Annotated in this window: 11 protein-coding genes, 1 pseudogene and 1 riboswitch; of the genes and pseudogenes, 5 read left to right on the top strand and 7 right to left on the bottom strand. The window is 30.5% G+C overall.

The features are described 5' to 3' along the window. Positions 1–61 precede the first annotated feature (61 nt). From ACIQ66_RS02525 to rmuC, 3 genes are all read right to left on the bottom strand, one after another. Entirely contained in the window at positions 62–2110 is a 2049-nt protein-coding gene (locus ACIQ66_RS02525; RefSeq protein WP_396211238.1) for an FG-GAP-like repeat-containing protein, read from the bottom strand. Positions 2111–2132: 22 nt separating this feature from the next. Further along, positions 2133–3308, bottom strand: a complete 1176-nt coding sequence (locus ACIQ66_RS02520; RefSeq protein WP_396211237.1) for a hypothetical protein — start codon at positions 3306–3308, stop codon at positions 2133–2135. Positions 3309–4057: 749 nt separating this feature from the next. After that, positions 4058–5428 carry a DNA recombination protein RmuC gene (gene rmuC, locus ACIQ66_RS02515; protein WP_396211236.1) on the bottom strand — a complete coding sequence of 457 codons (1371 nt, stop codon included), beginning with the start codon at positions 5426–5428 and terminating at the stop codon, positions 4058–4060. A gap of 155 nt (positions 5429–5583) precedes the next feature. On the opposite strand from rmuC, the gene ACIQ66_RS02510 reads away from it, so the two are divergent. The 4 genes from ACIQ66_RS02510 to ACIQ66_RS02495 all read left to right on the top strand — a co-directional run bounded on the left by ACIQ66_RS02510 (position 5584) and on the right by ACIQ66_RS02495 (position 9010). Beyond that, complete coding sequence (locus tag ACIQ66_RS02510; protein ID WP_396211235.1) at positions 5584–6561, top strand: DUF4476 domain-containing protein; 978 nt, start codon at positions 5584–5586, stop codon at positions 6559–6561. Between the two features lie 67 nt (positions 6562–6628). Beyond that, a complete protein-coding gene (locus tag ACIQ66_RS02505) occupies positions 6629–7195 on the top strand; it encodes a pseudouridine synthase (RefSeq protein WP_396211234.1) in 567 nt (188 codons plus the stop codon). A 12-nt stretch (positions 7196–7207) separates the two neighbouring features. Beyond that, entirely contained in the window at positions 7208–7660 is a 453-nt protein-coding gene (locus tag ACIQ66_RS02500; RefSeq protein WP_396211233.1) for a tRNA (cytidine(34)-2'-O)-methyltransferase, read from the top strand. Next, positions 7661–9010: a glycosyl hydrolase 53 family protein gene (locus ACIQ66_RS02495; RefSeq protein ID WP_396211232.1), complete on the top strand. Its 1350-nt coding sequence runs from the start codon at positions 7661–7663 to the stop codon at positions 9008–9010. A 3-nt stretch (positions 9011–9013) separates the two neighbouring features. Here the strand turns inward: ACIQ66_RS02495 and ACIQ66_RS02490 are convergent, their stop codons facing one another. The 4 genes from ACIQ66_RS02490 to ACIQ66_RS02475 form a co-directional block, all read right to left on the bottom strand. Continuing rightward, positions 9014–9793, bottom strand: a complete 780-nt coding sequence (locus ACIQ66_RS02490) for an ABC transporter ATP-binding protein (RefSeq protein ID WP_396211231.1) — start codon at positions 9791–9793, stop codon at positions 9014–9016. A 28-nt stretch (positions 9794–9821) separates the two neighbouring features. After that, the gene (locus ACIQ66_RS02485) at positions 9822–10838 is read right to left on the bottom strand and encodes an iron chelate uptake ABC transporter family permease subunit (RefSeq protein ID WP_396211230.1); all 1017 of its coding nucleotides are present in this window, start codon (positions 10836–10838) and stop codon (positions 9822–9824) included. A 63-nt stretch (positions 10839–10901) separates the two neighbouring features. Beyond that, positions 10902–12035 carry an ABC transporter substrate-binding protein gene (locus tag ACIQ66_RS02480; protein WP_396211229.1) on the bottom strand — a complete coding sequence of 378 codons (1134 nt, stop codon included), beginning with the start codon at positions 12033–12035 and terminating at the stop codon, positions 10902–10904. 230 nt (positions 12036–12265) lie between these two features. Further along, positions 12266–13135 (bottom strand): T9SS type A sorting domain-containing protein, encoded by an 870-nt coding sequence (locus tag ACIQ66_RS02475; RefSeq protein WP_396211228.1) that lies wholly within the window; start codon positions 13133–13135, stop codon positions 12266–12268. A gap of 77 nt (positions 13136–13212) precedes the next feature. Further along, a riboswitch (cobalamin riboswitch) is annotated at positions 13213–13481 on the top strand. Positions 13482–13511: 30 nt separating this feature from the next. Between ACIQ66_RS02475 and ACIQ66_RS02470 the strand changes: the two are divergent. Beyond that, positions 13512–13737, top strand: a pseudogene (locus ACIQ66_RS02470) (TonB-dependent receptor); the annotation flags it as partial.

The raw sequence follows: 13737 nt of genomic DNA, 5'->3' as shown, positions 1-13737 counted from the left end.
AATAAAAAAAAGTCTCAATCAAATAAATGGTTGAGACTTTTTTGTTATAACTAAAATTGAATTAGTTTTTCAAGAATTTTTCTGATGTTTGTTTTCCATCTTTATCTTTTAGAACTAAAATATATGTCCCATTTGCTAATGATTTTACATCAATAGTGTTAGTAGTTACAGTAGGTTTCAAAACGACTTTTCCAACAAGATCAACTATTTGAGCAGAAGCTATTTCTGAAGTTGAATTTTTGAACGTAATGTTTATAACATCATTCACAGGATTTGGAGTAATGTTAAAAAATGAACTTGCAGGAGCTACAGTTGCAAGATTAGTTTGGTTTTCAGTAATTGTAAGCATTTGATTTATTCCAGGATTAAGAATTTCATCAACCACTCCTGAAGGCCATTTTACTACTATCTTTGTAATTTCAGTAGCAGTTCCAATTCCAAAATGAGCAAAAATGGAACTCATATATTTAAAACCTTCACCGCTTCTTACATCTCTAATTTGTTTTCCCCAAGCACCATAAATTTCAATTCGTGCACCTATACCATTACTGTTACTTTCAACACCGTTTAGTTTTACTTTTAACCAATTGTTACCATTTGGCACAGCATATCTTATTGTGTTTCCATTCAAAATGTCTAAATAACCATCATTATTCAAGTCTCCTACGGCACCAACACTTATTCCTGAATATGTTTGAGGAAAAAATGTATTATCACCTTGGTTAAACATGATTTTGTTTCCACCACCTAAAACATCAACAAAGCCGTCATTGTCAAAATCATAAGCAATGTTATCGATATTTGTAGAAGCATTAGTATCCCATCCTGAACCTGAGGTTATCTCCGAAAAAGTCTCCTCAACACTGTTGCTGGTATCTAAATTATTTTTGAAGAAGTGATGATTTCCTGCACTTGCAGTAATGATAATATCCATATCACCATCATTATCAAAATCAGCAATGGCAGAAGACCATGTTTGTATAGGTGTAATGTTTAATCCAGCTACTGCAGAAATATCTGTATAGACATCGTTGCCATCATTTCTAATTAATTCACAAGGAGGGCCAGAACATTTAGAAATAAAAATATCAGAATCATTGTCATTGTCGTAATCAAAAAACAAAGTAGCATAGTTTCCACCAGAATTACCAACATTCATAGCGCCTGGAGTTACTGTTGCTTGATAAAAAGTTAAATTATCTGAACCATCATTAAGATAATAACAGTTTGGAGCAATATCATGACAAGAAAAAATATCAAGATTACCATCGTTGTTAATATCGCTGAAGTTTGTTCTTTGGCAGAAAATATAATCAGTTGGGTTAAAACTTGTATAAGTTAATGAACCAGGTAAAAGATTAGATTTCCAAACAGACAAACCATTTCCTGCTCCAAGTATTAAATCGTTATAACCATCTCTGTTATAGTCACCAGCCGCCAAGCTCCAAGTAGGCATTTTACTTGTACCGCCAGTAACTGGAAACTCTACTATATTGAATGACCCATTATCTCTCTGATAATGAATTTTTAAATTACCTTGACTAACACCCACTATATCATCTAGTTTATCATTATTCATGTCAGCTACACAAATATTATAAGCACTATTTATAGTTGGTATGGATTGTGTTGTATAAGTTATAGGCGTTGTTGGAGGAACTATAATTTCGTTTTCGGTTAATTGAAATGTAAACCCGTTAGAAGTCCATCTATTGTCCCATGCTATATAATACGTAGTTCCAGCTGCAACATTAAAAGTATCGGTAGATGAGTAACCTGTACCTGCATCATCATCTCCTGCATAACATGTTAATGAAGAACATGTTCCAGTATATACATGAAAACGTGTATCTACTGAGGGGGTGTTTTGCGAAATGCTACTGCTTACAGTAACTGTATAATCTTGTGTTGGCGTATAGGCATACCATTCTCCAGAGTTTGCTCCTGAACCGTTAGCGGCACATAGAGGAGTAGGAACTTGAGAACCATTTACAACATCAACAACAAACAAACCTGCTGTTGTTATAGGCAAAGCTGAGTCACATGTGTCTTGTGAGTAGGTATGATGTATAAAAAACATCATTGTAATTAGAAAAGTAATTTTTTTCATTTTATAGTTGATTTAATTGTTTTTAAGGACAAGGTTGTAGGGTGTTAATCCACTGTTCAATCATGTTAACAGCTTCTGTATGAATGACAGTTCTACCGTGTAAAGGCATTCTAAATGCTTCATCGTTAGTATTAAGTCTGTGGTATAACATTGAACGATTTTTATTTCCTGGCGTAATAATTTTACTTAATGCTGGTGCAAAGCTTTGCATATCAACGGTATTTACACAAATACCTAAATTAGTTAAACCATTAGAAGCCCCGGTTTCTGAATATGCAAATCGCATTGGTCTGTAATCACAATGTCTATCGTTTTGATGGCAATGAGCACAATTTATATCTAAATAAGAGCGAACTCTTAAATCAAGAGGTTTCGATACATCGCTGTAATCTACAATTGTAGCATTTTGTGCAGGAAGTGAAAAATTGGAATTTAAGTAACCTGTCTGAATCCATTTAGTCAATTGATTTACAGTTTCAGTTCCGTAGTTATATTGAAAATTCAAATTTTGTGGTTTGATAGCTATCGGAATATTTTTTGTTACAAAAACATTATTAATTGTCTCTTGTTTCTTGTGACAAATAATACATTGAACTTCATTTGGAATTCGATATTCAGGAACAGTTTTGGTTACGTTTTCTTCATCTATCCATGTTATAGAAGTTGTGCTACCGTTTAAATCTAAGAAGGCTTCTGTTTGCTGATTATTCCATACATATTCAGCAAATATCCAACCTGTTGCTTTACGTATCATTAATCTAGTTTCAATGATTCTTGTTGCTCCGGCTGGAACTACATTTTGAACATTGTCATAATAGAAATTTTTTATTAATACAGCTCCAACAGGCAACTCTAAAATATTTGTATCACCATTATAAGTTGCTTTGGTGCCCGGAGGCATCCAAACAAATCTTTTTTTGTGCGCGTAATCGGTAAATAATGTACTTGCAGGCTCGTATGGCAATACTTTATGCCCAGGTTTTTGAAGTTTAAGTTGCCCTACAAAAAAATGATAATCAGATAATTTAGGGTAAGGAACTTGTGATAAATCAATTGAAATGGCTTTGGTATTATTGTTATTCACGATTTGCTTACTTTCAGTGTCAACGCTAATATAATTTTCATCTTCATTTTTTGAACATGAAACAAACAGGGAAAATAAAAAAAATGGTAATAAGAATAAATAATTTTTTTTCATTGATTAATTTGTTATAAACATCAAAAATAGAAAAAAAAAATATAATTACCTAATCAAACGCATGGTATGTTATGTTTTTTTTGTGAAAACAATAATTTATTTGTTAAAAGCCTTAATCTAAAGCTACTTTTATAGTATAGTTTTTTTAGTTTTTTCAAGGCTTAAAGAGATTTGTAGTCAAAAACTTCCTCGTGTTCTTGTTTGTCTTTTCTATTCGAAATTATTTTACACAGCAATTAAAAATGTCTAACATTTGACTAATTTAGATAAAATGAGTTTTGGTACTTTACATTTGTTCCTTTTGCATTTTTTGCAACTATCGCAAAAAAACTAGAATTACAATATTTCTTTTTTACGGTTTGTGTTTTTTAACTTTACTGGAATACCAAAACCATAGAGCTATTTACGGTATAATTTAAAGATGCTTTTATAGGCTCATCAATTTAGGATTAAGAAAATCTAAAGTATCAACTGATACAAAACACAATAACTACTAGAATATTTTGGGGTACATACAAAAGTAATTTTATTTTTTAGCTAAAGAATATAACCCTCATAAATTTTACCATAAAAGTTAGTATGAGACGAAAATATCAATTTAGAAATGGGAATCCTTGATACTTTTTTGGTTTTACAAAATTTCTTCAATTTATCTAACTTTAAAAGGAAAATTTTCTTAACAAATTACGTTATATAATAGTGGTTTCGCCCCGAAAAGAGAATGTTTATAACGTTGATTAGGGTTGTTTTTAGTTTAAATTATTAGATTCGTCTTTTTCAGCTCTGCTAATTATGTTTTCGGGCAACGCTTTTTTAGCTTTTGCACCCATTTTTTTCAATTTTTCTACACTTGTAATCAAGTTTCCTTTTCCTTCAACCAACTTATTCATTGCGCCTTGATACTCGATTTTTGCTTCGTCCATTTTCTTACCAATTTTTACCAAATCGGAAACAAAACCTTCAAATTTATCATATAATGCTCCAGCTTGACGTGCAATTTCAAGTGCATTTTCTTGCTGTTTTTGATTGGCCCACATACTATCAATTGTTCGTAAAGTTGCTAATAATGTTGACGGTGTTACAATTACAATGTTTTTTTCAAACGCTTTGTTGTATAAACTTGTATCTTCGTTTAAAGCAATAGCAAATGCTGATTCAATTGGAATAAATAATAACACAAAATCTGGACTTTCCATTTGATATAAATCTTGGTAATTTTTGTTTCCCAATTGCTCAACATGACGATTTATTGAAACAACATGTTCCTTAAGATGTTGCGTTTTCAAATTATCATCTTCTTCATTTATATACCTTTCATAAGCAGTCAAGGTTACTTTTGAATCGACAATCATTTTCTTTCCATCAGGAAGATTGATAATTACGTCAGGAAAAACACGATTTCCGTCTTCGGTTACAAAACTTTGCTGTACAAAATATTCTCTGTCTTTTTCTAAACCCGATTTTTCTAAAACGCGTTCCAAAACCAATTCACCCCAATTTCCTTGCATTTTGCTATCGCCTTTTAATGCTTTAGTCAAGTTGAGTGTTTCTTTACTCATTTGCTCATTCATTTCTCGCAAGCCTAAAATTTGTTGACGTAAAGCTGCGTGATAATCAATACTTTCTTTGTGCGTATCTTCGACTTTCTTTTCAAAAAGTTGAATTTTATCTTGCAATGGAGAAAGAATGTTTTTTAAGTTTTCTTTATTTTGTTCGGTGAACTTAATAGTTTTTTCTTCTAAAATTTTATTCGCCAAATTTTCAAATTCTTTGGTAAACTTTTCTTGAAGTTGCTCTACTTCTTGTTTTTGCTCTTTATTTCGTTCCCAAAGATTTTCAAAATCGGTTTCTTTTTTTGATAATTGAATGGCTAATGAATCTTTCTCAGCGCGAATAGTTTCTTTTTCAGTAGTTGAAAGTGCCAACTGTTTTTCAAATTGATTTCTTTCGTTTTGAAATTGCTCTTTCAGTTGATTCATTTGGGACAACAAACCATTTGATTTTTCTTCTAAAGAAGCTTTTTCTGATTGTGATTTGGCTGAATATAGCATTTTGCCAACGAAAACTCCTATGGCTAAGGCGATTATAAATGTAAGTAAAAGTAAAATTGATGAATCCATTATATGATATAAAATTTGAAAGTTTAAAGATACATATATTGTTTAAAATAGTTGCATCAATTTTTTTTTTGTTAAAAAAAATGCCATCATTTTGAATATTTTAGATTTATTAGAAAAAAAACTATATTTACATAAAAAATTAAAATTCATAATTTATGACTAGAAAAATTACACTTTTAGCCTTATTACTGATTTCAAGTTTATCATTTTCGCAGTTTGATCCAGTAGGACATTTGACCATTTTTTCTGAAGATGGTGATAAATTTACGCTTATTTTAAACGGAGAAATCATTAACGACGAACCGCAAACTAATTTGAGAGTTGAAGATTTGAATCAGCCTTACTACAATGCAAAAATCAAATTTGCTGATACAACATTACAAGATGTATCTAAAAATAGTTTAATGTTAACAGATGTCGATGGAAATTTTGCTGATGTAACCTATAAAATAAGAAGAGATAAGAACAACAAAACAAAAATGAAGTTAAACTACTTTTCTTCAATTCCTGTTCGTCCAGATTTTATTCCACCAAGCAATGTTCATGTGGTTCATTATGGTCAGCCAAGAGAGGTTTTGGTTGTTCGGGAGCCTGTTAGAGGTGGTACAACACAAACAACAACCACAACTACCACTCAAAATGGTGGTGTAAACATGGGTGTTGGTGTAAACATTGGAGGTATCAATATGGGTGTATCTATAAATGATTCTATGGGTGGCGGTGTTGTTACACAAACTACAACAACTAGGTCATCTTCACATGCATCTCATGGTAATCATGATGGTCATGACCATGGTAACAGCAGTAATCAATACAACGATACAAGAGGTTGTGGAGGAAGATCTTGTATGACGCCAGGAAACTTTAATGCAGCTTTGGCAACAATTAACAAACAGAGCTTTGAGGATACTCGGCTAAAAACGGCTAAACAAGTTATCACTGTAAACTGCTTAAATGTTGATCAAATTATAGAAATTGCCAATACATTTAGTTTTGAGGATACTAAATTAAATTTTGCAAAATTCGCTTACGATTATTGTATCGAACCAAGAAATTATTTCAAACTAAACGGAATTTTCACTTTTAGTAGTAATGTTGATGAATTATCAGATTACGTTCAAAGTAGAAATTAATTTTTAAAAGATTATAGTAATTAAAGACTGTCATTTTAGGCAGTCTTTTTATTTTTGTAAAAAAAAGATGCATCAACATTTCCTTATTCATAAACCTTACGGTTATTTATCGCAATTTAAATACGAATTAAAGCGCAATAAAAAGTTGTTAGGTGAATTATATGATTTTCCAGAAGGAATTATGGCAATTGGCAGATTAGATGAAGATTCGGAAGGATTACTTTTGTTAACAACCGATGGAATGATGAGTGAAATTGTTCGTAGTAAAAAAGTTGAAAAAGAATATTATGTTCAAGTGGATGGCATTATCAATCAAGATGCGATTGAGAAATTACAAAATGGTGTTGAAATTGGTTTTAATGGTAAAAAATATATAACCAGAAAATGTGAAGCAGCAATTTTAAATAACAATCCAGAATTTGGCGAACGAGGAAAAAAGATAAGAGATGATCGTCACGGACCAACTTCTTGGCTAACAATAACTATCAACGAAGGCAAATTTCGACAAGTTAGAAAAATGACTTCTGCAGTTGGATTTCCAACCTTGCGATTGGTTCGAATTCGTGTTGGAAATCAATATCTAAACGATTTAAAAGCTGGAGAAGTTCTGGAAGTTTCTGATTTTGAATTATAAATACAATAAAAAATGTTAAACATAGTTTTAGTAGAACCCGAAATACCTAATAACACCGGAAATATTGGTCGTTTGTGCGTTGGAACAGAAAGTCGTTTGCACTTAATTCATCCTTTTGGATTTGTGATAAATGATAAAAACTTGAAGCGTTCAGGTTTGGATTATTGGGTGCATCTTGATGTAACCGAATATCAAAATCTGGAAGAATGGGAAAATAAAATTGTAGATAAGTCAAGAGTTTTTCTAATGAGTTCGCACACCACAAAATCGATATATAATGCCGAATTTAAAGATGGTGATTGGTTAGTTTTTGGCAAAGAAAGCGTTGGATTATCGAAAGAAGTTTTAGCTAAATTTGAAAATCATTTAACTATTCCAATGTCAAATTTAATTCGTAGTTTTAACATTGCTAATTCTGTTGCATTTGTTGTTGGTGAAGCAAAAAGACAGATTAATTTGAAATAAATGAAAAATTTAATTTTAATTCTTTTTCTTTTTTCAATCAAATTATGTGCTCAATGCTTTATTGTTGGAGCAGATTTGTCATATACAAATACTGTGCTCTCCAATGGTGGAATCTATAGAGACACAAACAATACTGTTGTAAATCCATATCAACTGTTTGCAGAAAAAGGAGCAAATATGGTACGAATGCGCTTGTTTCATTCACCACAAAATAATGTAAATAGTTGTGGCGTTCCAATTTCAGTAAACACAATTGATGATGTTATTTTAGGTTTCACAAATGCCAAATCACATGGAATGAAATTAAAGTTGGCTATTCATTATGGCGATTATTTTAATGATCCAGGCAAACAAAAAAGACCTCAAGCATGGGCTGGACTTTCGGGAACGATCCTATTAGATTCCATTTACAATTACACTTTTTCAACTTTAGAAAAATTAAAAAATCAAAATGTAATACCTGATATCGTTGCAATTGGTAATGAAACAACCTGGGGATTTATAGACAATTTCAACACCACTGATGGTTGGTCTTGGACAGAAGATGCTTCAAAATTTAATACTGCTCTTTCGGCAGTTGACGATTTTAATGCTGCAAATGCAACAGTAATTAAAAAAGCAGTTCATTTTACAGATAACACAACTTCTTGGCTTGCTGGTTTGTTTACAGAACAGAACATTACAAATTATGATATTATTGGAATTTCTTTTTATCCAGAATGGTCCAATTTTACTAATTTATCACAATTAGGGAACTTAATTACTACTCTAAAAACAACCTATAACAAAGATGTAATGATTTTTGAAACGGGTGTTCCATGGACAACTAGTAGTAGCGATAGTTATTCAAATAGTATTAATACGTATGGAAATTTGTCTTATCCAGTAAGCCCACAAGGTCAAAAACAGTTTTTTTCAGATTTAACAACTTCAGTTTATAACGCAGGTGGAAAAGGTGTTTTATACTGGGAACCTAATTGGATTTCTTCATCATTGTGCGATTTATGGGGACAAGGTTCATCATACGAAAACTTGAGTTTTTTTAATTTTTCTAACAATAACCAAGCTTTACCAATTTTTGATGTTTTCAATTTTTGTGATAATCTTTCAGTTATGAATCAAAAATTCAATTCGATTACTATTTATCCAAATCCAGCTAGAAATGAAGTTACTATTGATGGAATTGAAAACAACACTAAAATAATCATTTCTGATGTTTATGGAAGAGAAATTGTTAAAACTTTTTTGATAGAAAACAAAGTACACTTTTCAGAATTAGAAACTGGTATTTACTATTTTACTATCTATTTAGCATCTGAAAAAATTGTAAAAAAGATTGTGGTAGAGTAATTTTTATGAAATCATAAATTTCCCTTTTTCATTATCAAAATCAATGTTTTCATCTTTAAAAAGTGAATTGAAAATACCTTTTGAAATCAAATTACAAGGTTCATCTTGTATAATTGTATATTCTGTCATAACAATCATTTCGTCTGAAAGTTGAATGGCTAAATCAATATCGTGTGTTGAGAATAGAATAGATTTATTGGTTTCTTTTGAAAGTTTTTTCAATAATTTAAAAACAGAAACTTTGTGTAACAAATCCAAATGAGTTGTTGGTTCATCAAGGATTATTAAAGGTGTATCTTGCGCCAATGCTCTAGCAATTAAAACTTTTTGTAGTTGACCATCGCTAATTTCAAAATGCTTTTTATCTTTTAAATTTTCGATTTGTGTGAGTTGTATCGCTTGATTAACTTTTTCCAAATCTTCATCAGAAAGTTTTCCTAACCAATTAGTATAAGGTTGTCTGCCTAATGCTATTAATTCAAAAACTGTCAAATTACTTGGTGGCAATTTTTCGGTTAGAACCAAACTTAAATTTTGAGCCAAAGTTAACGGTTGAAAGCTCTGAATATCTTTTTCATTTAAAAAAACAATACCTGAAATAGGTTTTTGAATTCCACAAAGTGTTCGTAATAAAGTTGATTTTCCAATTCCGTTGGCACCAACCAAACTTACAAGTTTTCCAGCCTTTAAATTTAAGTTTAGATTAGATGCAATAACAATTTTCTCCTTTTTGGTAACATAACCAATGGATAAATTTGAAGCGGAAAGTATGTTGTTACTCATTTTTATATTTCTATTTGTTTCAAAACCATCAAACTAAATTCTTCTTCCTGATCAATAACCAAATTACAATAGGCGCACCAATTATTGAGGTTATGGCATTGATAGGTAATGTAAAATCTAATCCTGGCAATTGCGAAATCATATCACAAAAAAGCATCAAAATGCCACCAATTAAAATCGTACTCCAAAACAAAATTTTATGATTACTGGTTTGAAAAAGTAATTTTGCTAAATGTGGAACTGCCAATCCAACAAAAGCAATTGGCCCTGCAAAAGCCGTAATGCTTCCCGCTAAAATACTGGTTGCAATTATGATTATATATCTTGATTTTTTCACATTCTGTCCCATACTTTTTGCGTAATTTTCACCAAGCAACAAAGCATCGAGCGATTTTATTGAAAGTAAACTTAATAGCAAACCAAGTAATACGGCAATAAATAAAATGAAAATATTTTGCCAAGATAAGTTACCCAAATTTCCCATGCTCCAAAACGTAAATTTTTGCAATTGTTCTGCCGAACTAAAATAGGTTAGAACCGAAACAATCGCACTGGTAAAACTGCTAAACATTAAGCCTACAATTAGTATAGTTGCGGTATCTCTTAATCTTTGAGAAATGATTAAAACGAGTAACATTACCAGAAAACTTCCTAAACAAGAAGCTATAATGATGCTAACTTCCAAATTCCAAATTCCAAAACCCAAAATATTTGAAGCTAAAATTACAAGTGCAACTCCTAGACTTGACCCAGAACTTAATCCTAATACATAAGGACCAGCTAAAGGATTTCGGAATAAAGTTTGCATTAATAAACCTGAAATTGATAATCCAATTCCGACCAAAATGGCGGTTATTGCTTTGGGTAATCTAAAGTTAAAAATGATGTATTCCCAAGTGTTTTTGCTTGCCGTTGAACCCAATAAACTCTTGAAAACTTCTTTTAAAGGAATGGCAACTTGTCCGAAAGTAATGTTCAATAAAAATGCCACTAGCAATAGCAATGACAATATTGAAAAAAGAAAAGCATTTCGGGTTTTGTACATTATCAAGGTTTGAATAACTGCAAAGTTGAAAAAAAATCTGTGATAATTTGTGAAATCTGTGTTTTATTTCAACTTCTCAAAAAAGAATGGTTTATATCCAGCTAATAATTCTGGATGCAAAATTTTTACTAAATCTTTCAAAACAATATCAGGGCGATTTGGTGCTAATTCATAATACAAAACACCGCCAGTTTTTCCTTTTCTTCCAGCAAACGAATACACATTTTTATTTTGAAAAGCTTTAAATTGTTCATAATGCGGATTCGCATCTGTCATTTCTTTAAATTTAGAGAATTGTCCCGATGTTATCCAAAAATCGGCTTCTTTTGCTTTTTCAAAAACAGTTTCAAAGGATAATGATAAACTGCCAGTTCCTGTTGTTTCTTTCCATAAATAATTAGAATTGGCTTCTTTCAAAATCAGACTTCCCCAACTTGTTCCACTTGGTAAATACCATTTTCCTTCAAAAATATCGCCTGCTAAAATAGTTGGTTTTGCTATTGCTTTTTTGGCAATTTCAATCGTTTTTAAATATTCGTTTTCAATTTTAGAGAAGATTTCGTTAGCTTGTTCTTGTTTGTCATACAACGCACCAAAAAACTTAATCCATTCTGCTTTTCCCAACGGTGTTTGTTCGTTCCAATCGCCGTTTAGCAAAACTTTTAAACCACTTTTTTCTAAATTATCTAAAGTCGGATTATTGTTATCTAAACCATAACCAATAATAACATTAGGTTGTAAATCGATTAAAACTTCAGTATTCAAGGACTGATTGTTTCCTAATTCTTTGATTTTTTTTGCATCAATCAGAGCACGAACTTTTTCTGATGAAACATAAGCAAGATTTGGAAAACCAACCAACGTTTTTTCTTCATTCAGCATTTCTAAAGACGGAATATGTGTTGTAGAAGTTACAACAATCGATTGAACCGGAATATTTATAACAATATTGTTTTTTAAAGAATCGGGAATAATTCCGTTTTTATTTTTTAATATATATTGGTATGACTTTGAAGCTTTTGGCCAAGGATTTTTAACAGTTACGATTGAATAATTTGAGTAATTTTCAATCGAAAATCCTTTTGCGTATTTGACTGTATTTGTGGTAGTTATTTCAGATTGAGCTTTGGTTTCTTGTTTGCATTGTACAAAAATAAATAAGAATAAAAGTGGTAAAATAAATCTGAAAGTAGGCATTGTGCTATTTTTTTTTGACAAAAGTAAAACAATGTTTTAATAAATTGATGCTTGTGAAGCAATTGATACCAAATCTAATTTAATTAGCTAGTAGATTTGCAGAAAAATAAGTTATGAGAGACAATTCAAATACTTTCATGTACATAGTTGGCGGAATCATTTTGCTACATTTTGTAGTTGGATTTATTTTGCTGATTTATAAATTTTCTAAAAAGAAAGAAGATAATTAATTACTCTTTAATCAATTTGTGATTAGTTTTTTGTCCATTTTCAAATTCAAGATTTAAGAAATAAACTCCTGAATTCAATTGAGATGAAAAGTTGTCAATTTCATTTTTTGAAAAGGTTTCAATTATTTTTTTTCCTGTAAGATCAAATAATGAATAATTTGTAATTGTTTTTTCTGTTTCAATAGTAAAATTATTTTGAAATGGATTTGGAAAAATTCGGATGTCTAATTTTTCGAATGATTTATTTGATAATAACATCATAACTTCTTTAAAAAAGGAATATTCAATAATTGAATCTAAATTGTCTAATGCATTTTTTAATTCTTCAATATCACCATCAAAATGAATTGAATAAACATCTAAACAACAAACACTAGTTGGATATTCTTGAACCATTTTTTTTACATTAAACGTTTCAAAAATTTCATTCAATAGTGTATTGTTAGTTAATACATTTCCATTGGAATTTATTCCTATTGGATTTCCATTTGAAAGATCAACTAAATTAATTATAAGAATATCGGCATAAGTTGGAAAATAATATTCAGGGGATTCATAACAAAGTCCAACTTTAAAAACGTTTCCATTATTATTCAAATCAGCAACAAAATTAGATATGTTTGTTCCTGAATAATTGAAAAAAATAATCATTTTTGGATAGCTAGAATAATCTTGAATACAATTATATACATTGTGATCAAATAAAATCGAATTGATTGAAGTGTCAGTAGTAGAATTACCAGTGCTTGGCGATCCTATGTTAGGGTTTTCAATTTGAATATAAAAACCTTCATTAAAAGTTACCTGAACATATGTGGCATTTGCAACAAATCCTACTAATAAAAAAGTAAAAAGTAATAGTTTTTTCATAACAAATTGGTTTTTAGTAGTGTAAAGATAAGAGATTTTTCTTAAAAAATTAAATTGTATAAATAATTATTTTCATACCTTTGACCTCGAATTAAGGTTGTGGTTCACACGAATCGCATTAAAAGGGAAGTTAGTGATTGGAGATTGCTGATTAACGATTTTAGATTTCTGATTTAAAATCAAAAATCAAATAAATCAAAATTCAGAATTCAAAAATCTAACGCTGTTCCCGCAACTGTAAGCTACTAAGCTTGTTGATACTACAAGGTCACTGTTCGCTCCGGCGAATGGGAAGACAATCAACAAGACGCAAGCCAGGAGACCTGCCTTTTTTCTTAACAAATATCGAATCTTCGGGAAAAAAGATTCTGAAATTATGACTTTAAGAAAACTGTTTTTTTTCGTGCTTGTGATGGTGTGTCAATTTGTTTTGGCGCAAAATGATACTATTGTCTTAAAAGATGTTCAGATTTCCGATTTACATTTAAACACTTTTTCGGGTTCGTTATCGGTTCAAAAACTGAATGATTCTATTATTTCTAAAAATCAATCTTCATTAACTTCCTTACTCAATTATAATTCGGTAGTTTATTTCAAAGAAA

The organism is Flavobacterium sp. (assembly GCF_044377315.1).
GTDB lineage: Bacteria > Bacteroidota > Bacteroidia > Flavobacteriales > Flavobacteriaceae > Flavobacterium.
Note: the sequence above shows the minus strand (reverse complement) of the source record. Positions and strands in the feature narration are given on the sequence as shown.